Source organism: Kribbella sp. NPDC056345, assembly GCF_042262745.1.
Lineage (GTDB): Bacteria > Actinomycetota > Actinomycetes > Propionibacteriales > Kribbellaceae > Kribbella.
This window is the reverse complement of sequence record NZ_JBHJQQ010000007.1, coordinates 330,592-348,604: the sequence shown is the minus strand read 5'-3', so window position 1 is coordinate 348,604 and position 18,013 is coordinate 330,592. Positions and strand designations below refer to the sequence as shown.

The 18,013-nt window shown below is 67.3% G+C and carries 20 protein-coding genes; 11 read left to right on the top strand and 9 right to left on the bottom strand.

The features are described from left to right. Positions 1-4 precede the first annotated feature (4 nt). Genes ACFCV3_RS25965 through ACFCV3_RS25945 form a run of 5 tightly spaced genes read right to left on the bottom strand, consistent with a single transcriptional unit; the run spans position 5 to position 4,786 of the window. Entirely contained in the window at positions 5-814 is an 810-nt protein-coding gene (locus tag ACFCV3_RS25965; RefSeq protein ID WP_376033979.1) for a carbohydrate ABC transporter permease, read from the bottom strand. Further along, on the bottom strand, positions 801-1,676 hold the full coding sequence (locus tag ACFCV3_RS25960; RefSeq protein WP_376033977.1) for a carbohydrate ABC transporter permease: 876 nt from the start codon (positions 1,674-1,676) through the stop codon (positions 801-803). Before ACFCV3_RS25960 ends, ACFCV3_RS25965 begins: the two co-directional genes overlap by 14 nt. Before the next feature lie 11 nt (positions 1,677-1,687). Then, a complete protein-coding gene (locus ACFCV3_RS25955) occupies positions 1,688-2,965 on the bottom strand; it encodes an ABC transporter substrate-binding protein (RefSeq protein ID WP_376033975.1) in 1,278 nt (425 codons plus the stop codon). Positions 2,966-2,987: 22 nt separating this feature from the next. Next, complete coding sequence (locus tag ACFCV3_RS25950; RefSeq protein ID WP_376033973.1) at positions 2,988-3,683, bottom strand: FadR/GntR family transcriptional regulator; 696 nt, start codon at positions 3,681-3,683, stop codon at positions 2,988-2,990. Next, complete coding sequence (locus ACFCV3_RS25945; RefSeq protein WP_376033971.1) at positions 3,680-4,786, bottom strand: DUF4185 domain-containing protein; 1,107 nt, start codon at positions 4,784-4,786, stop codon at positions 3,680-3,682. Before ACFCV3_RS25945 ends, ACFCV3_RS25950 begins: the two co-directional genes overlap by 4 nt. 102 nt (positions 4,787-4,888) lie before the next feature. Here ACFCV3_RS25945 and ACFCV3_RS25940 point away from each other — a divergent pair, with 102 nt between their 5' ends. Together ACFCV3_RS25940 and ACFCV3_RS25935 are read left to right on the top strand one after the other, a co-directional pair. Beyond that, positions 4,889-5,275: a phage holin family protein gene (locus ACFCV3_RS25940; protein WP_376033969.1), complete on the top strand. Its 387-nt coding sequence runs from the start codon at positions 4,889-4,891 to the stop codon at positions 5,273-5,275. After that, positions 5,188-5,712: a low molecular weight protein-tyrosine-phosphatase gene (locus tag ACFCV3_RS25935; RefSeq protein ID WP_376034230.1), complete on the top strand. Its 525-nt coding sequence runs from the start codon at positions 5,188-5,190 to the stop codon at positions 5,710-5,712. Before ACFCV3_RS25940 ends, ACFCV3_RS25935 begins: the two co-directional genes overlap by 88 nt. A 32-nt stretch (positions 5,713-5,744) precedes the next feature. On the opposite strand, the gene ACFCV3_RS25930 is transcribed toward ACFCV3_RS25935, so the two are convergent. Continuing rightward, positions 5,745-6,956 carry a pyrophosphate--fructose-6-phosphate 1-phosphotransferase gene (locus ACFCV3_RS25930; protein ID WP_376033967.1) on the bottom strand — a complete coding sequence of 404 codons (1,212 nt, stop codon included), beginning with the start codon at positions 6,954-6,956 and terminating at the stop codon, positions 5,745-5,747. Positions 6,957-7,035: 79 nt separating this feature from the next. Next, positions 7,036-7,476: an Lrp/AsnC family transcriptional regulator gene (locus ACFCV3_RS25925; protein WP_376033965.1), complete on the bottom strand. Its 441-nt coding sequence runs from the start codon at positions 7,474-7,476 to the stop codon at positions 7,036-7,038. 117 nt (positions 7,477-7,593) lie between these two features. On the opposite strand from ACFCV3_RS25925, the gene ACFCV3_RS25920 reads away from it, so the two are divergent. Further along, a complete protein-coding gene (locus ACFCV3_RS25920) occupies positions 7,594-8,469 on the top strand; it encodes a DMT family transporter (RefSeq protein WP_376033963.1) in 876 nt (291 codons plus the stop codon). A 2-nt stretch (positions 8,470-8,471) separates the two neighbouring features. Here ACFCV3_RS25920 and ACFCV3_RS25915 read toward each other — a convergent pair whose 3' ends face one another. Then, positions 8,472-9,470, bottom strand: coding sequence for an acetamidase/formamidase family protein (locus ACFCV3_RS25915; RefSeq protein WP_376033961.1), 999 nt, complete (start codon positions 9,468-9,470; stop codon positions 8,472-8,474). 126 nt (positions 9,471-9,596) lie between these two features. Here ACFCV3_RS25915 and ACFCV3_RS25910 point away from each other — a divergent pair, with 126 nt between their 5' ends. The 5 genes from ACFCV3_RS25910 (at position 9,597) to ACFCV3_RS25890 (ending at position 14,656) form a co-directional block, all read left to right on the top strand. Further along, positions 9,597-10,289 carry a response regulator transcription factor gene (locus ACFCV3_RS25910; protein ID WP_132412981.1) on the top strand — a complete coding sequence of 231 codons (693 nt, stop codon included), beginning with the start codon at positions 9,597-9,599 and terminating at the stop codon, positions 10,287-10,289. 92 nt (positions 10,290-10,381) lie between these two features. Next, positions 10,382-11,848, top strand: coding sequence for a sensor histidine kinase (locus tag ACFCV3_RS25905; RefSeq protein WP_376033959.1), 1,467 nt, complete (start codon positions 10,382-10,384; stop codon positions 11,846-11,848). 105 nt (positions 11,849-11,953) lie between these two features. After that, a complete protein-coding gene (locus ACFCV3_RS25900; protein ID WP_376033957.1) occupies positions 11,954-13,330 on the top strand; it encodes a trypsin-like peptidase domain-containing protein in 1,377 nt (458 codons plus the stop codon). 73 nt (positions 13,331-13,403) lie between these two features. After that, on the top strand, positions 13,404-13,910 hold the full coding sequence (locus ACFCV3_RS25895) for a DinB family protein (RefSeq protein WP_376033955.1): 507 nt from the start codon (positions 13,404-13,406) through the stop codon (positions 13,908-13,910). Positions 13,911-13,915: 5 nt separating this feature from the next. Further along, positions 13,916-14,656 (top strand): pirin family protein, encoded by a 741-nt coding sequence (locus ACFCV3_RS25890; RefSeq protein WP_376033953.1) that lies wholly within the window; start codon positions 13,916-13,918, stop codon positions 14,654-14,656. Here the strand turns inward: ACFCV3_RS25890 and ACFCV3_RS25885 are convergent. Further along, a complete protein-coding gene (locus tag ACFCV3_RS25885; RefSeq protein ID WP_376033951.1) occupies positions 14,653-14,967 on the bottom strand; it encodes an L-rhamnose mutarotase in 315 nt (104 codons plus the stop codon). The genes ACFCV3_RS25890 and ACFCV3_RS25885 overlap by 4 nt on opposite strands. Positions 14,968-15,073: 106 nt before the next feature. On the opposite strand from ACFCV3_RS25885, the gene ACFCV3_RS25880 reads away from it, so the two are divergent. From ACFCV3_RS25880 to ACFCV3_RS25870, 3 genes are all read left to right on the top strand, one after another. Continuing rightward, positions 15,074-16,984 carry a penicillin-binding transpeptidase domain-containing protein gene (locus ACFCV3_RS25880; RefSeq protein WP_376033949.1) on the top strand — a complete coding sequence of 637 codons (1,911 nt, stop codon included), beginning with the start codon at positions 15,074-15,076 and terminating at the stop codon, positions 16,982-16,984. Between the two features lie 59 nt (positions 16,985-17,043). Beyond that, positions 17,044-17,445 (top strand): nuclear transport factor 2 family protein, encoded by a 402-nt coding sequence (locus tag ACFCV3_RS25875; RefSeq protein WP_376033947.1) that lies wholly within the window; start codon positions 17,044-17,046, stop codon positions 17,443-17,445. 84 nt (positions 17,446-17,529) lie between these two features. Beyond that, positions 17,530-17,862 carry a zf-TFIIB domain-containing protein gene (locus ACFCV3_RS25870; protein WP_376033945.1) on the top strand — a complete coding sequence of 111 codons (333 nt, stop codon included), beginning with the start codon at positions 17,530-17,532 and terminating at the stop codon, positions 17,860-17,862. Positions 17,863-18,013 lie beyond the last annotated feature (151 nt).

Here is an 18,013-nt window from a genome sequence, read left to right as displayed (position 1 = left end):
CCTTTCAGAACTGGCCGAGGGCTAGCCCTCGGGAGAAGAAGCGTTGAGCAGCAAGGAAGAGGATGACCGTGGGCAGCGACACCAGCAGTCCGCCGGCGAGCACAGTCGGCAGCGCGGCGCCGCCGTACGTGGACTGCAGCCCGGTCAGCGCCGGCATGATCGGCCGCACGGATTCCGACTGACTCAACGTCAGTCCCAGCAGCAGGTCGTTCCACACGAACGTCGCCTGCAGGATGAAGATCGCGGCCAGTGCGGACCCAGCCATCGGCAGGTAGATACTCCGGAAGATGCGAAACAACCCACCACCATCAACCACGGCAGCCTCGAAGACGCTCCGCGCGATCCCGGTGAAGAAGTTCCGCATCACGAACGCCGAGAACGGCACGCTGATCGCCGTGTAGACGATCACCATCCCGACCCGTGTGTCGTACAGACCCGACGACGCATACCCGGAGAACAACGGCATCAGCACCATCTGCAACGGAAAGATCGTCCCGCCGAAGATGAACACGAACCACAAGAACCCACGCCGCAACCGCAGTACGACGATCGCGTACCCGGCCGCCGCACCGATCAGCACGGCGAGCACCGGCGCAACCACGCTGTACAGCGTCGTCGCCACCAGCGTGTCCCCGAGCGCCGCCTTCGACCACGCATCACCGAAGTTCGCGAACAGTGCGAACCCATCCGGCTTCCACACGGACTGAGCGTCGTACCCGTCGACCGGCTTGGCCGCGTTCACCACCAGCAGGTAGATCGGCGCGAGCCACAGCAGCCCCAGTACGACGAGGAGTCCGGTCCTAAGCCTGCTCACGGGCGTCCCCCAACTGGTAGCGCAGGTAGAGGATCGACGCCGCGAACGTGACAAGACTGAGGAACAACGCGATCGCCGCACCCTGCCCGTAGTCGTTCAGCACGAACGTCTCCTTGTACATCGACAGCGCCAGCGTCTCGGACGACGTACCGGGACCGCCCTGCGTCATCACCCACACCACGTCGAAGGTCTTGAGACTGCCCACAATCGACAGTCCGACCACCACAGTGGTGATGGGGCGCAACTGCGGCCACAACTGATGCCAGAACAGCCGAAATCCATCCGCACCGTCCAAGCGAGCCGCTTCCAACGGCTCACCAGGGATGGACTGCAGCCCCACCACGAACAGCAGCGCATTCACTCCCGCCGCCTGCCAGGTGACGGCCACGATCATCATCAGCGTGTTCCCCGGACCAGACTGCAGCCAGCCGGTATGTGCACCAGGCAGTCCGAAGAAGCCGAGTGCCTGACCCAGTGCGCCCTCCGGCTGCAGCACAAAGCCCCAGATCACCCCGACGGCCACACCGGAGATCGCATACGGCAGCAGGAACGGCAGCCGCAGCCAACTGCCCCACCGATGCCCATAAGTCAGTACGGCGACCAGCAGCCCGAGCACCACCGGCAGGGTCACCATTCCGACGACCCACAGCAGCGTGTTGAGCAGCGCACCGATCAGATCGGGGTCGCTGAACATCGCCTGGTAGTTGGCCAACCCGGCCCACACCGGCGACGCCAGTCCGTCGTACGACGTGAAGCTGACGTACGTCGTCCACAGGAACGGCAGGTAGAGCAGCAGCGCGACAACCCCAGCAGCCGGGAGGCCGAACAGCGGCGCCGCCCGCGCCCCTGTCCGGCTGCTCACCTCTCCCCGGCTCACTTCTGCTTGGCCCAGTAGGCGTCCGCCTCGGCCTGGATCTTCTTGAGACCCGGCATCGGGTCACCCGGCTTGGTGACGAACGCACCGAACACCTCGAGCGCCTTGTTCGCCACCGGCACCGGGGTGGCCTCGAACCAGCGGTTGATCAGGCGGTAGCCGTCGCCACTGACGTCCTTGTTCAGCGCGGCCAGGCCGGTGTCCTTGACCTCTGCCTTCGGGTTGAAGGACAGGTCACCGCGGGAGTTCGCCCACGCGGTCTGAGCCTGCGGAGTGACCCACCATTCCGTCCACTTCTTGACTGTCGAGCTGTGCTCGCTCGCTGCAGCCGAACAGAGCGGACCGGTCTCGAAGATCATCGAGGTCTTCGACAGGGCCGGGTTGACGTTCGGGATGACGAAGAAGTCGTAGTCGGTACCGGCCTTCAGCTTCAGCGTGTTCAGCGAGCCACTGAACCAGGTACCGAAGTTCACCATCGCCACGTCGCCGTTCTTCAACTGTGCCTGCGGTTCGGTCTTCGCACCCGGGTCGCTGAAGAGGCCGGCGTCGATCAGCTTCTTCCAGTCGTTCATCACCTCGACCACACCGGGGTCGGTCCACTTCGCCTTGCCCGCGGCCAAAGCGTCGTACAGGTCCGGGTCCTTACCGGCCAGCAGCGTCTCGAACCAAACGAAGCTGAACAGGATGCTGGTCTGGTAGAACGGCTTCACCCCGGTCGCCTTGACCTTGTCCGCCACGGCGATCAGGTCCTGCCAGGTCTTCGGGTTCTCGGTGATGCCGGCCTTCTTGAAGACGGCCTTGTTGTAGTACATCACCCAGTAGCCCGCGTTCAGCGGAACGCAGTACTGCTTGCCGTCAAAGGTGAAGTACTGCTTGAGCTGCTCCGGTACGTTGCCATCGGCAACCGCCTTGGTCCACTGTTCGGTGGTCTCGGCGACCAGCTTCTGGTCGACCAGGTCCTCCAGCTCCTTACCGGTGTGCCAGCTGAACAGATCAGCCTTCTCCTTGGTCCGGAACGACGAGCGGATGAAGGCGGTGTAGGTGTTCGAGTCCGAGTAGCCGACCGGCTCCATCCCGACCGCGATGTCCTTCTTGCTCGCGGCACCGACCTGGGCAAACGCGTCCTTCCAGCCGCCCTTGTCGTTGTAGAACTTCAGCGAGTCGACCGGCTTGTCGGCCGCGGGCTTGGCGCCACCGGCACCTCCACAGGCGGTGAGCACGAGAGCTCCGGTCAGGGTGGCAGCTGTGAGCGCTTTCCAGTGGCTGATGCGTCGCATGGGGGTGCGTCCTCCGAAGAAGTCAGGGGTTCACGCGGTCGTTGATGACGGCGAGAACGCCGTCCAGATGCGCACGGGTCAACTGCTCGGCCAGTACGGCGTCGCCGGCCCGGACCGCGGCCAGAATGGCGTGGTGCTCGGCCAGGTCGGTCTCACGGTCCCCGTGGATGTGCAGGATCTCCAGCTGCTCACGGACGTTCACCACGGTCACCGACTCGACCACCTCGGCCAGAGTCGCGTTCCCGGACGCCTGCGCCAGCGCACGATGGAAGTCCATGTTGATCTCGGCCAGCCCGCCATGGTCACCGGAAGCGATCAGCTCGGCCGCCTGCGCCAGGTCCTGCTCCATCTGAACCAGTGCGGCTTCACTGCGCGCTTTGGCGGCCAGTGCGGCGACCGGCGGCTCAATCAGCGCCCTGGCCTGCAGTAGCTCGACCAATCGGTTCGCTGTCGGCTTGAGGGCCAGCGGGTTCGCCAGGACTAGCCGGTCGACGTTCGGACCGACGTACACGCCAGAGCCGTGCCGGAGCTCGAGTGCGCCGATCGCCTCCAACCTGCGCAGAGCTTCGCGCACAGTCGGTACGGCGACCTTGAATCGCTCGGCCAACGACCGCACCGACTCGAACTGGTCGCCGACCGCGAGCTTCCGGTCCGCGATCAGTCCCAGCATCGACGCGGCCAGGTCGTCGAGGAGACTCCGGCGTACGACGGCGGTCACGGGGCCGCCTGCAGGGTCACGCCAACGAACCGCGGTCGGTAGATGCTGACGTCGGCGTACAGCTCGTCACTGACCAGGCTGTTGACGTTGTAGCTGACCAACAGCTTGGAACCCGAGCGCAGGTCCGGATGGTCGTGCGAGTTGTAGGTGATGTGGTTCCCACCGGTCTCCGGGGTTTGGTAGAGCTCCACCGGCTTCACGAACGGACCGGTCGGCGAACAGCCGAAGTACCCGAGGACTCGGCGGCTGAACAGCTCCTTGGTGTCATGGGTGACCAGGAGGTAGCCATCACTCCAGCGGGTCACGCTGTGCTCGTTGGCCACGCCCTCAAGCGTTCTGACCGAGGCGGTCTCGTCGGTCGACCAGCCACTGCCGGTCCAGTACTCCCACGGCTTGGCAGTCAGGTCGTCACCCTGCACTCGGGCGACGTGCTGGTACTTCGACGCCCCCAGGTCCTCGACGCCGTAGATGTAGGTGAAACCACCGTCCCGCTGCAGCCAGCCGGACCACTGCACGTTGGCCGTGGACGGGAGCGGAGTCAGGCTCAACAGCTTGTACGTCGTGCTGTCGAAGCGGGCCAGGTAGTTCGCTGCCCAGCGCCAGTCCCACTGGCCCGTCCCGGTCTTCTCGAACCGCAGTGCGACCACATCGAGCTTGCGGCCGGCGTCACTGGTCTGCGCGGCACCGAACCAGTACCACCCGTTGGCCGGCGGCGGAACGAGCGCAGTCGGATTGGACGCCGTACCGCCGGTCACTGTCTTGAGTGTCTGGCCTTGCTGGATCACGAACGAGTTGTTCAGGAACGGCGTCGTCTTCGGACGGCTGCCGTCCGGATTGACCGGGCCGAGGAAGGTGTCGGAGAAGATCCACGCCGTCCGGCCGCCCGGGAGTGCGACCGAGTAGGTGCTGTCGGCACCGGTCCAGCCCTTGCCGGTGTTGCTGTAGGCGTTCAGCAGGCTCTCGGGAGCAGCGTGCGGCTGGGCTTGGGCCGTCCAGTTCGTCCGCACGGCATTGCAGTCCGCCCGGGTCGCTGCGGCGGGCACGGTGACGCTTGCGGCTGCCAGTGACACCGCGACAACTCCGGCCAGACTTCGTCGTGACATGCAATTGATCTGATCACTTGGTCATTTACGTGTCAAGAGTTCAGGGACGGGTCAGGGCGTGTACGGAGCGTGGGAGTAGGACCCGAGTGGAAGGATCGAGGTATGAAGAATCTGATCATCAGGCTGCTCGCCAACGCGGTGGCCCTCGCGATCGCCGCCTGGCTCGTCGGCGGCATCACCCTGCAGGGCGCCACCACCGGCCGCCGGGTGCTGACGCTGCTGATCGTCGCCGCGATCTTCGGCATCGTGAACGCGATCGTGAAGCCGGTGGTGAAGCTGGTCTCGCTGCCGCTGCTGATCCTGACGCTGGGTCTGCTCACCTTCGTGATCAACGCGGCGATGCTGGCGCTGACGTCGTGGATCACCGGCAAGCTCGACGTCCAGTTCCACGTCGACGGCTTCTGGTCCGCACTCTTCGGCGCCCTGATCATCAGCATCGTCGGCATGATCATCAACGTCGTCCTGCCGGACAAAGCGGAGATCCGCTGAGGTACGTCGAGGTCGTCTGCACCGGCAACATCTGCCGGTCACCGATCGGCGAAGTCGTCCTGCGCTCGAAGCTGGCCGAGGCCGGCATCGACGACGTCATCGTGACCAGCTCAGGAACCGGCGGCTGGCACGAGGGCGACCCGATGGACCCCCGTGCCGCCGCAGCCCTCCACCGCCGCGGCTACGACGGCAGCTCCCACCGAGCCCGCGCATTCGACCGCACCTGGTTCGACGACCGCCACCTCGTCCTCGCCATGGACACCGGCCACCTCGCCGCACTCAACCACCAGGCCCGCGGCCGCACCGACGTACCCATCGAACTCTTCGCCGAAACCGACGTACCGGACCCCTACTACGGAGCGGACGCAGGCTTCGACGAGGTCCTGCACCAGATCGAAACCGCAGCCGACCACTGGGTCGACCGCCTCCGCACCTGAACTGAGCGATGGCTGCCCTACGGAAGTAGAAGCTATGACTGGCCGATGGTGGATTTGAGGGTGGTGAACCACTCCACGGATGCGTCGAACTCTTTGCCGCCGGCGATGCGGGGGAACTCGATGGCGCGTAGTTCGTCGTTGCGTTCCTCGTCGTGGCCGACGACGCCGCTCTCGCCGCGGAGGGCGGCGTCGACTGCGTAGTCGGTGCACTCCTTGATCAGGGCGAGGTCGGCGTCGTTGGCTGCGGCCGAGCGGCTGAAGTAGCCGCTCTTCTGCACCATCGTCTTCTCGGCACCGATCCGCTCCGCGAACTGCTTGGCGAACCAGGCACCCGGGTTGATCGTGTCCAGCTTGACGTGGCCGAACGGGTCCCGGCCGACCTCCTCGCCGCGGGCCTCCATCTCGGCCACGATCGACGGTACGCCGGCACCCTCGGACAGGAAGATCGTCACGCAGTCGTTCTCGTCCATCACCTTGCGCAGGCGCTCGGCCTCGGCGTCCAGGTCGATCGTTGCCTCCGGCACGTACACCGCGTGCACGTCCCAGCTCGACTCGTCCAGGCCGATGCCCGGGTTCCACTCCTGCTGGTCCAGCCAGTCGCGGTAGGCCTTCGCGGTCGCCGCGGTCAGCCAGCCACAGTTGCGGCCCATCACCTCGTGCACGATCAGCATCCGCGGGTTGGAGCTGTGCTCGGCGACGATGTTCCGGGCGAACAGCGCGCCCTGCTCGGCCGCGGTCCACGCACCCAGGCTCTGCCGGATCGGGATCACGTCGTTGTCGATGGTCTTCGGCAGGCCGACCACGGTCAGGTCGTAGTCGTGCTCCTGCAAGTACGCCGCCAGGTCCGCAGCGGTCGTGTTGGTGTCGTCACCACCGATCGTGTGCAGTACGTCGACGCCGTCGGCCACCAACCGCTCCGCGGCCACCTGCAGCGCGTTCTGGCCCTCGGCGATCAGACCGCGCTTCACCAGGTCGGCGGTGTTGGTCAGCTTCACCCGGCTGTTCCCGATCGGGCTCCCGCCGAACTTGTGCAGCAACGCCGCCTTCTCCCGCACCTCGGGCGTGACGACGACATGCCGCCCGCTGAGCAGGCCGTGGTACCCGTTCAGGTACCCGATGATCTCCACGTCGGGCGCCACTTCCGTGTAGCGCTCGATCAGCCCGCCGACGGCGGACGACAGGCACGGCGCAAGGCCACCGGCCGTGAGCAGGGCAACTCTGCGGACAGACTTGTCGGCAGCCATGGGGCAGGTCCTTCCAGAGGTCGCTGAAGTCAGCAATAGCGTAGTGATGCAGACCACTCCTCACGGTGGTCGGTGCCCATCAGCCGGACAACGGCACCGAACGAGGCGACACCGGCGTGGACACGACGAACGAACTGGTCGTCTGCCCATGCACCAAGAACTTGTCCAGCACATCCCCGAGCCCCGCGATGGCAGCCACCTGAACCCGCATCAGGAAACAGTCCTCACCCGAGATCCGATGGCACTCGACCACCTCCGGCGTCCGCGCGGCCAACTCGATGATCTTCGGGATCTGCCCCGGCCCGGGCCGCAATCGCACCCATGCCGCGACCGGCAGACCGAACGCACCAGGATCCACCTCGAGCCGATATCCCCGGATCACCCCCGACTCCTCCAGCCGGGTGAGACGCTCGCGCACGGTCGGCGCCGAGACCCCGAGCCGCCGCGCCAGCTCACTCGTCCGCAACCGCGGATCCGCCGACAGCTCGGTCAGCAGGCGCAGATTCAGCTCGTCCAGCACCGGCTTCTCAGTTTGAAGGTATTGCCCACCTTCTGCGTTCGTTCCGGCAACCATGAGGCCCCTTCCAAGGCTCACAACACCATGGGAAATCGCAAACTACCTTCCTAGGGTATTCGGGTGAGTAAGCAGGCAACCACCGCAGCAGCCGTCACCGTGGTCCTCTGGGCATCGTCGTTCGTCGCCATCCGCCATCTCGGCACCGAGTTCTCCGCCTGGGCGTTATCCCTGGCCCGGCTGGGTCTCGGCAGTCTGCTCCTCGGCGTCATGCTCTTCGCGCGCCCCCGCCAGGATCCCGCCGTACGCCGATGGCCGGCCAAGCGTGATTGGCCGCAGCTCCTCGCCTGCGGCCTGCTCTGGTTCGGCGTCTACAACGTCGCGCTCAACGAAGCCGAGCGACGCCTCGACGCCGGTACCGCGGCCATGCTCGTCCACATCGCCCCGCTCCTGATCGCCGTACTGGCCGGCCTCACCCTCGGCGAAGGCTTCCCGCGCCGCCTCGTCGTCGGCGGCCTGGTCGCGTTCGCCGGCATCATCGTGATCGGTACGTCGACCTCGACCGGCCACGCCGAAACGTGGGGCGTGATCCTCTGCCTGATCGCCGCCATCGCATACGCCGTCGGCGTCGTCACCCAGAAGCCGTTGCTCAGCAGGCTTCCCGCCGCCGAAGTCACCTGGCTCGCCTGCACCGTCGGCGCCGTCGCGTGCCTCCCGTTCACCCCGACCCTGATCGACGAGCTCCGCGCCGCGAGCGCGAGCACGATCTGGTGGGTCGTCTACCTCGCCGCCTTCCCCACCGCCCTCGGCTTCACCACCTGGGCGTTCGCACTCCGCCGTACCACCGCCGGAAGGATGGGCGTCACCGTCTACGCCGTCCCCGTCGTCGCCATCGCCCTCGGCTGGCTCTTCCTCGGCGAAACCCCAGCCCTCCTCACCCTGGCCGGCGGCGCCCTCTGCCTCACCGGAGTGGCAATCTCACGAAGGAGCAGCCGATGAAGTCAGAGGGTAGTGGCGAGGTCGCGGAGGTGGGCGTGAATGTTGCTGTAGGCATCGACTTGCGGAAGTAGCCGCTTCGGGACCTTGGTGACCACGCTGTAGTTGGCGTCCACGACGTTGGCCAGCGGGACCTCGCTGATCTGGCTCAGCAGCTGGTACGCGTCGAGTTTGTCCAACCCGTACAGCGATCCCAGCCAGCCGACCATGTCGACCTGACCGGCTCGCCAGGCGTCCTCGAGCGGGCGGCTGGACCCGACGACGGCCAAGTAGTCGTCGTTCTCGATCCGCGGCCAGGCCGGCCCGGGCGTCTTGAGGAGTTCGACGATCAGTACGACGTTCATCGCGCCCTCGACCGCCGTACCGCAGGACTCGCCCTCACCCTGGCGGTAATGGCCGTCACCGACCGAGAACAGTGCGCCCTCGACGTTGACCCGGAGGAAGCAGGTTGCGCCCGCCTTCATCTCGGGGGTGTCCATGTTCCCGCCGAACACGTCCGGGACCAGCGACGACCGGACCTCGCCCGCGGCCGGGGCCACGCCGACCGTGCCGAGCATCGTGTTGATCGGCAGCGCGAGCTCCAGCTCGCTCCCTTGCGCCTGGAACCCGACCGTCTGGTTGGCGGTGTCCACCTCGTAGATCCAGGTGCGCTCCGGGAGCGGGTCCTGCAGCGTCGCGGTCCGGTCGGTGCTGGTCAGGCCGCCGAAGAACGGGATGGTCGCGGAGGCACCCCAGCTGCGGGCCGGGGTCAGCTCGACGAAGTGGAGTACGAGGGTGTCCCCCGGCTCGGCGCCTTCGACGTAGAACGGTCCGGTCTGCGGGTTCACGAACGGCATGTTCAGGCTCGCGCTGGCCAGGTCCGCCGTACTCCGCAGGCGGCCGCAGAACGCATCGTCGGTCCACAGGCGCAACGCCGTACCGGGTTTGACCCGATGCAGCGGCGCGGCACCGCCGAACGTCCAGGTGTACTCGTTGGGCTCGGGGCTGAACTCGAGGACATCCACCCGCCCAAACCTACTCTTGGGCGAGTGATCAGCGGGTTCTCAGGCGTTTCTCAAGCGGACCGCCTACGCTCGGATCCGCGGTGGTCTGCGCTGGACCGCCCACTCGACCTCGAGCGGAGAGCGGTTATGCGGGTACTGGTGGTGGACGACGACCGGGCAGTCCGGGACTCGCTGCGCCGTTCGCTGGAGTTCAACGACTTCGAGGTCGTCACCGCCTCCGACGGCGCCGAGGCGCTGGCCGTGATCGGGAACGTCGATCCCGACGTCGTGGTGATGGACGTGATGATGCCGCGGCTGGACGGTCTCGAGACCACCAAGGCGCTACGGGCCGCCGGCAACAACGTGCCGATCCTGGTGCTGACCGCGCGGGACGCGGTCGCGGACCGGGTGGACGGCCTGGACGCCGGCGGCGACGACTACCTGACCAAGCCTTTCGCGCTCGAGGAGCTGCTCGCCCGGTTGCGTGCCCTGCTGCGCCGCAGCAGCACCCCGGGCGAGGGCGGCCCGCGCGGCGAAGTCCTCCAGTACGCCGACCTCGTGGTCGACGTGGACGCGCACGAGGTGCACCGTGGCGACGTACCGATCCAGTTGACGCGGACCGAGTTCTCGCTGCTCGAGCTGCTGATCCGCAACCCGCGCCGGGTGCTCGAGCGCGCCGTCATCCTGGACGCGGTCTGGGGCTACGACTTCCCGACCACCGCCAACTCGCTCGAGGTCTACATCGGCTACCTGCGCCGCAAGACCGAGGTGAACGACCTGCCACGACTGATCCACACCGTCCGCGGCATCGGCTATGTACTGCGGGACACGCCACCGTGAGCGGTCCCGACAACTTCCCTTCGTATGCCCGCCGCACACCGCAACCCCAGCCACGGCCGGAGGCTCAGCCACGACCTGTTGCCCAGAGCAACATGCGGTCGGCCCAGAGCTGGTGGCAGGACAAACTTCACCGGCTGAGCCTGCACTCCCGGGTGACGCTGCTCGCCGCGGTCGCGGTGGGTCTGGCGGTCGCCTTCGTGAGCATCGCCGCCTACGTGTCGGTGCGGCAGCAGATGTACCAGAACCTCGACGACAGCCTCGAGGACCGCGCCACCCAAGCGGCCCGCAGTGGAGTGCTGACGAACAACGCGGCCCTGCAGTCGGTGTCGCCGGATGCCTTCGGACTGAGCGACATCCTGGTCGGCGTCTACACCGTCGACGGCGTCCGGGTCGGTGCCCGGAAGAGCACGCCGCCGCCGATGGAGGCCCCGGAGCTGGACGTGGCCAAGGAACAGAACGTGGTCAGCAAGCGGACTGTCGGTGTTTCGACGGGGCCGCACTACCGAGTGGTCGCGGTTCCGGCCCAGTTCTGTCCGAGCAACGACATCGACCTGGACTGCGGCCCTGGCGAGTACGTGCCGGCCGCGCTGGTGGTGGCTCAGTCGCTGAAGCCGATCGACCGGACGTTGCACAACATGGGCATCGTCTTGTGGGCGGTCGGGCTGCTGGGCGTCATCGGCGCTGCCATCGCGGGGAACGCGATCGCCGCGTCCGGCCTGCGGCCGCTGGCCCGGCTGACCGGTGCCGCGGAGCACGTGGCGCGGACGGACGACCTCAGGCCCATCCCGGTCATCGGTTCGGACGAGATCTCCCGGCTCGCGCTGTCGTTCAACGCGATGCTGGGCGCACTTGCCCAGTCACGCGACCGGCAGCGGCGGCTGATCGGGGACGCGGGGCACGAGCTGCGGACGCCGCTCACCAGCATCCGGACGAACCTCGACCTGCTCGCGCAGGCGGACAAGCGGGGCGGACTACGCCCGGAAGACCGGCAGCAACTGCTGGACGACGTACGGGCCCAGATGGACGAGCTCACGAATCTGATCGGCGACCTGACCGAGCTGGCCCGGGACACCCCGCAGATCCGCAACGCCGAGCTGATCGAGCTGTCCAACGTGGTCGAGGACGCGCTGATCAAGGTACGGCGGCGCGCTCCGAACCTGGAGTGGGATGTCAGCCTCGAGCCGTTCCCGGTGTGGGGCGACGAGCGGCTGCTGGGCCGGGCGGTGACCAACCTGCTGGACAACGCGGCGAAGTACAGCGTCCCCGAGGATGCCCGGACCGACGGCGTACCGGTCGGACTGGTCACGGTGCGGCTGCAAGACGGCGTACTGACTGTCACAGACTCCGGACCAGGGATTGCGGACGCGGACCTGCCGCATGTGTTCGAGCGGTTCTACCGGTCGAGCGAGGCCCGCAGCCGCCCCGGCTCCGGCCTGGGGCTCGCGATCGTCAAGCACGCGGCCGAGCAGCACGGCGGCATGATCTACGCCCGCAACACACCAGGCGCCGGCGCCCAGTTCACCCTCTGGCTCCCCCACGCCGCCACCCAGACCCGCTGAAGCTGGGAGTTTGCTGGGCGCCTTCAGAGGATCTTCACAGAGTTCTTCGGTAGCTCTGACGGGATCTTCAGGGGGTTCTCAGGTCCGGCGGCCAAAGTACTCGTCATGACCGACAACCAGCCGCCCGAGCCGCAGAGTGGGCCTGCCCCCTTCGGCTCCAACCCGCCGGAGCGTACGCAGCAGCTGCCGATGTATGGGCAACATCAGCAACAGCATTTCGCTCCGCAGGGTGGACCGCAGCTGGGCCAGCCGGGTCAGCACCCCTCAGGTGGGAGTGCCTACCCGCAGTTCGGAACGCCGGGGACGCATCAGGGGGCGTCCCCCGGCCCGAACTGGCCCTTCGGTCCGCAGCAGCAGCCGGTGGCTCCCACACCGGCCAAGCCGAAGCGGATGGGCCTGGCAATCGTGGCCGCGACCGCGCTACTGGTCGGGGCGGCCGGTGGCGTGGGCGCCGCTGCGGTGTATTCGGCCACGAACGACACCGCCGCCAACCCGTCGGTCACCGCACCGCTGAACGGTAACCAGGCCGCACCGGCCTCGGCACCGGACGGCTCGGTGCAGAACGCGGCCGCCAAGGTGCTCGGCAGTGTGGTGAAGATCGCGGTCGCCAGCCAGCAGGGCGCGGGGACCGGTTCGGGCATCGTGATCAGCAAGGACGGCCTGATCGTCACCAACAACCACGTGGTCGCCGGTGCCGGGCAGGGCGCCAAGATCACCGTGATCCTGAACGACGGCCGCACGGTCCCGGCCACGGTCAAGGGCCTCGACCCACTGACCGATCTGGCCGTGATCAAGGCCGAGGCCACCGATCTGACCCCGGCGACGCTCGGCTCCAGCGGCAAACTCGCCGTCGGCCAGGGCGTGGTCGCGATCGGTTCGCCGTTCGGCCTGCAGTCCACCGTGACGAGTGGGATCGTCTCGGCGCTCGACCGCCCGGTCACCTCGGGCGACGAGGAGCAGAGCAGTACCACGGTCTTCCCAGCCATCCAGACGGACGCCGCCATCAATCCGGGGAACTCCGGCGGCGCTCTGATCGACCTCGCGGGCCAGGTGGTCGGAATCAACAGCGCGATCAAGACCGCGGGCGGATCGGGACAATCCGCCGGCGGGAACATCGGCCTGGGCTTCGCAATCCCGATCGACCAGGCCAAGCCGATCGTCGACGAGCTGGTGGCCTCGGGCAAGGCCACGCATGCGCGGCTCGGAGTGTCGGTCGGCGACGCGCAGTCATCCGACGGGCTCGTGAACGGAGCAACCCTCCGCGAGGTCACGCCGGGTGGTGCGGGCGACAAAGCCGGTCTGCAAGCGGGCGATGTGGTGACCGCTGTAGACGGTAAGGCGATCGCGTCAGGGGACGCGTTGGTCGCCGCAGTTCGCTCGCACCGCCCCGGCGATCAGGTCAAGGTCACCATCACCCGGGCCGGCAAGACGCAGGAGATCACCGCCACCCTCGGCTCCGACGACGGCAAACCCACCGGCTGAACCACCCCCACGTCAGGACTCCGGCCGCCCACCGAGCGGCCGGAGTCCGTTTTTGTGTGGTTAGGTTCCTGGGGTGAATCTCTATGAGGCGCGGCCACCGATCGTGGCCGACGAGCGGACCCAGCTGATCGGCTGGCTGGACCTGCAGCGGGTGCTGGTCCGCCACAAACTGGCAGACCTGCGACCCGAGGACGAGCACCGGTCTCTCCTGCCTGCGTCGCCGTTGATGACGCCGGCCGGGCTCGTGTCGCACATGCGGTGGGTCGAGCACCTCTGGTTCGAGGTGGTCTACCTGAACGTTCCCCGGGACCAGAACCCGATGTACCGCAAGGACGTCGAGAGCGCCGAGATGCTGGTGACCGGCGTACCGCTGCCTCAGTTGCTCGACGAGTTCGACGCACAGTGGGCCCGCTCGAACGAGATCGTCGCCGCCCACAGCCTGGACGACACCGGCCAGGACCCGGAGTTCCAGCCAAGCCTGCGCTGGATCCTCCTCCACATGCTCGAGGAAACCGCCCGCCACGTCGGCCACCTCGACGCGATGCGCGAACTGGCCGACGGCCGGACCGGGTATTACTAGTAGTTGTGGAGATTCGGCGGGCAGACGATCGCTTCGTAACGTCCTCGGACTGGCTGGAGTCGCGGCACTCGTTCTCGTTCGGCCCGTTCTACGACCCGGCCAACATCGGGTTCGGCTTCCTGGTGGCGCACAACGACGACGTGGTCGCGCCCGGCACGGGCTTCGAGACACACCCACACCAGGACCTGGAGATCGTCACCTGGGTCCTACGAGGCGCCCTGGCCCACCGTGACTCGGAAGGCCACAGCGGAGTCGTCCACCCAGGCCTCGTCCAACGAATGAGCGCCGGCTCGGGCATCCGCCACTCCGAATGGAACGACGGCCCCGACCCCGTCCACTACGTCCAAATGTGGGTCCGCCCCGACCACTTCGACCTGACCCCGTCGTACGCCCAATCCCCAGTCGACCTAACCCCCGGCGAGCTAACCCCAGTCGTCTCAGGCCTACCGCACCACACAACCAGTACGGCGATCCGCCTCCACCAGCAATCCGCCGGCCTCTCAGTAGCCCGCCTGGCTCCAACCCAATCCGTCGTACTGCCAGACGCCCCCCACGTACACGTCTTCATAGCCGAAGGCACCGCCCACCTCGAAGGCGTAGGACACCTAGCCACCGCAGACGCCGCCCGCCTCACCACCCCAGAGGAGGCAGCCGCCGCCGAAGGCGGTGTCCTCCTGCGCGGCGGCGGCCGGCGGTTGACCGCGGGGCCGGCGGGCGCCGAGGTACTCGTGTGGGAGATGTATTAGTCGGTTTGTTGGGTCATGGTCCAGATGTGGGGGAGGGGGCGGCCGTCTTCGGCGAAGGCTTCGACGAACTGGCTCATGTGTTGCTGCCAGCGCTGGTCGGTGGGGTCTTCGCGGAGCTGGGCTACGGCGGCTGCGTAGTCGTCGCACTCCACCAGGTGGAACAGGTCGCGGCCGCTGCGCCAGATCGACCAGTCGGTGATGCCGGCGGCGCGCATCACGGTGAGGAGCTCCGGCCAGACGCGGGCGTGCTCGCGCTCGTAGGCCTCTTCGGTACCGGGGAGCAGTCGGCTGTGCAGGGCTAGGCGGGTCACAATCGTGCAGAATACGACAACTCCGCGGCGGGAACCTGCGTCGTACTTGGGTGGGTTGAGTAGTTTCGCCCGTGTGTTTGCCAATCGTCGTGCGAGAGTTGGAACCGTGAAGCGAACCGCTGCTGTCGTCTGTGTAAGTAGTCTGCTGATCACCGCCGGTTGTTCCGACAGTAAGTCGGGTGACGGCGGGAAGGCGGATCCGAACGACGAGAAGCAGGCCTCCGCGCAGGTCGTCAAGCAGTTCGCGGACGCCTGGGTGAAGGCCTGGGCCCCGGACGGCAAACCAACGGAAGCGGCTGCGCTGACCGACAACCCGACCACGTTCGGCAAGCGGCTGGACGACGTCGACTCGGCGCTCGTGGCCAGTACGGCGACCGTCGTACCGCAGGGTGACGTGAAGTGCTCCGACGACGCGACCTGCACCCAGGAGCTCGCCGTCGAGGCGCAGCTGCGCGGGATCGGCACGATGAAGTGGACCAGTACGGCGACCGCGGTCAAGGTCGGCGACGCCTGGAAGATCAAGGCGGCCGGCGACACGATCTACCCGGGGCTCGGTGACGGGACCAACTACCTCAAGCGGGTGCGCACCCTCCCGGCCCGCGCCTCGATCCAGGACCGGCACGGTGCCGCGCTGACCTCGAACCGGCCGGTCGTCATCGTCGGGGTCGCCTCCGGCACCGCGGCGACCGCGGCGACGTACGCGGCCTTCACCAAGAACCTCGATGTCGACGGCGCGAAGCTGGCCAAGCGGGCGAAGGCGGCCCCGGCCGGGCAGTTCGTCGACGCGATCACGATCCGCGCGGACCAGTGGGAGAAGCTGCGGCCGACGATGGGCAAGCTGCCCGGCGTCCTGACCATGGGCGGCACGCAGTCGCTCGCGGCCACCCCGACGTTCGCGCGTTCCCTCCTCGGCTCGATGAAGCTGGCCAACGAGGACACCCTGAAGAACGCGGGCCCGACCGCGTCCGCCCAGGACCAAGTCGGCGTAAACGGTCTGCAGTACGCGTTCCAGCAGCAGCTGGCCGGCACGCCCGGCGGCGTGGTCAGCCTGCGCGACGGCAAGACCAAGCTGACGATCAAGGAGGTCTTCACCCAGAAGGGCACCCCCGGGAAGCCGGTGAAGACCACGATCGACACCAAGATGCAGCAGGCCGCCGAGGCTGCGCTGGGCAGCCAGAAGCTGCACGCGTCGCTGGTCGCCGTCCAGGCCTCGACCGGCCAGATCCTGGCTGCGGCGAACGGCCCGGACGTGACGAGCTACAACCGCGCCTTCCAGGGCCGCTACGCCCCGGGCTCGACGTTCAAGACCGTCACCTCGGCCGCGCTGCTGAGCAATGGCATCACCACGAACAGCTCGCTCCCGTGCACCGACACGATCAACGTGTTCGGCAAGACGTTCAAGAACTACGACGCCCTCGCGGCGTACGGCGCCGGCACCTTGCAGAAGGCGTTCAACCAGTCCTGCAACACCGCCTTCATCTCGCAGCACGCCCGGTTGCAGAAGGACGGGATGACCAAGGCGGCCGCGATGTTCGGGATCGGCCGTGACCTCGAGCTGTCCATCCCGGCGTACGGCGGCAAGGTCCCGGCTCCGAAGGACGATGTCGAGGAGGCCGCGTCGATGATCGGTCAGGGCACCGTCACCGCGAGCCCGCTGTCGATCGCCCTGATCGGCGCCACCGTCGCCCACGGCACCGCGATGAAGCCGGTCCTGGTCCCCGGCAAGGACGCGGCCGGTACGGCGGCCGCCCCGTTGCCCCCGGCAACCGCTGCCGCACTGCGCACCTTCATGCGGACCACCGTCACCGGGGGTACCGCACACATCCTGGCCCAGAGCGGCACGGTCGGAGCCAAGACCGGTACGGCGGAGGTCGTGACGAACGGCAAGGTCGGTACCAACGGCTGGATGGTCGGCTACCGCGGTGACGTGGCCTTCGCGGTCATCGTCGAAGGCGGCGAGTCCGGCGGCAAGGCGGCCGGGCCGATCGTCAAGAACTTCCTCGCCCGCTTCAAGTAGCCGCCCGGGTCGCTAGGCCCCACCGGCAGTTGTCGGTGGGGCCTACTAGCGTCCAGGCCATGAACGACACGGAGCAGACCCGGCCGATCGTCGAGCGATACTTCGCGACCATGGCCGCCAAGGACTGGGATGCCTTCGCGACGGTGCTCGCCGCCGACGTGACCTATGAGTTGCCGCAGACCGGTGAGCGCATCACCGGTCGTGACAAGTACCTGCAGTTCAACCGGGAGTATCCGGGCGACTGGACGCTGAGCGTCACCCGCCTGATCGTCGACGGGAGCACCGCCGCCGGTTCGATGAACTTCACCGTCGGTTCCGAGCAGTTGGTCGGCCTGGTGTTCCTCGAGCTCCGTGACGGGCTGGTCGACCGGGTCACCGACTTCTGGCCCGAGCCGTACGAGCCGCCGCCGGGCCGCGACCACCTGGTCGTCCGGGGGCTCGAAGGGATCGACCGGTTGTGACGCGCGGAAGTTGCTGAGAGTTCGCTGGCTGAGAGTTCGCTGAAAAGGCGGCATTCCGGGCCTTTCGTCACCTAGGGTTTCCGGATGGAGACCCTGATTTGCCCGAAGTGCCGTGGCGCGATGCGTACCTACGAGCGTGCTGGGATCACCGTCGACCAGTGCACCGAGTGCCGCGGTATCTTCCTCGACCGCGGTGAGCTGGAGAGCCTGGTGGACGCCGAGCTCCGCTACAACGCTCCCCCGCAGCCCCGGCCCGAGGAGAAGCGCTACGAGGAGAAGAAGCGGTACGACGACGACCGGCGCTACGACGACCGCCGTTCCGACGACCGCCGGTACGAGGACCAGCGCCGCTACGACGACCGCGGCTACTCGCACAAGAAGAAGCAGAAGTCCTTCCTGGAGAACCTCTTCGACTGAAAACCCGCTGGACATCACTCTCTGAGGCGGTTTAGCGTCGCAGAGGTGACTACCCCGTTTCGAGATAGCTGCGCGCACGGTTGATTTTCCCGCCATCCTTCTGGATCGCGGTGCCGTGATGGGCCCTGGGTTGCTGCCCGGTCCTGTCCAG

What these genes read in the sequence shown, in the direction of transcription:
- ACFCV3_RS25870 (WP_376033945.1), top strand. Translation starts at nt 17,530, where the DNA reads ATGGAGACCCTGATTTGCCCGAAGTGCCGTGGCGCGATGCGTACCTAC.
- ACFCV3_RS25940 (WP_376033969.1), top strand. Translation starts at nt 4,889, where the DNA reads ATGAAGAATCTGATCATCAGGCTGCTCGCCAACGCGGTGGCCCTCGCG.
- ACFCV3_RS25955 (WP_376033975.1), bottom strand. Translation starts at nt 2,965, where the DNA reads ATGCGACGCATCAGCCACTGGAAAGCGCTCACAGCTGCCACCCTGACC.
- ACFCV3_RS25875 (WP_376033947.1), top strand. Translation starts at nt 17,044, where the DNA reads ATGAACGACACGGAGCAGACCCGGCCGATCGTCGAGCGATACTTCGCG.
- ACFCV3_RS25905 (WP_376033959.1), top strand. Translation starts at nt 10,382, where the DNA reads ATGCGGTCGGCCCAGAGCTGGTGGCAGGACAAACTTCACCGGCTGAGC.
- ACFCV3_RS25945 (WP_376033971.1), bottom strand. Translation starts at nt 4,786, where the DNA reads ATGTCACGACGAAGTCTGGCCGGAGTTGTCGCGGTGTCACTGGCAGCC.
- ACFCV3_RS25930 (WP_376033967.1), bottom strand. Translation starts at nt 6,956, where the DNA reads ATGGCTGCCGACAAGTCTGTCCGCAGAGTTGCCCTGCTCACGGCCGGT.
- ACFCV3_RS25900 (WP_376033957.1), top strand. Translation starts at nt 11,954, where the DNA reads ATGACCGACAACCAGCCGCCCGAGCCGCAGAGTGGGCCTGCCCCCTTC.
- ACFCV3_RS25910 (WP_132412981.1), top strand. Translation starts at nt 9,597, where the DNA reads ATGCGGGTACTGGTGGTGGACGACGACCGGGCAGTCCGGGACTCGCTG.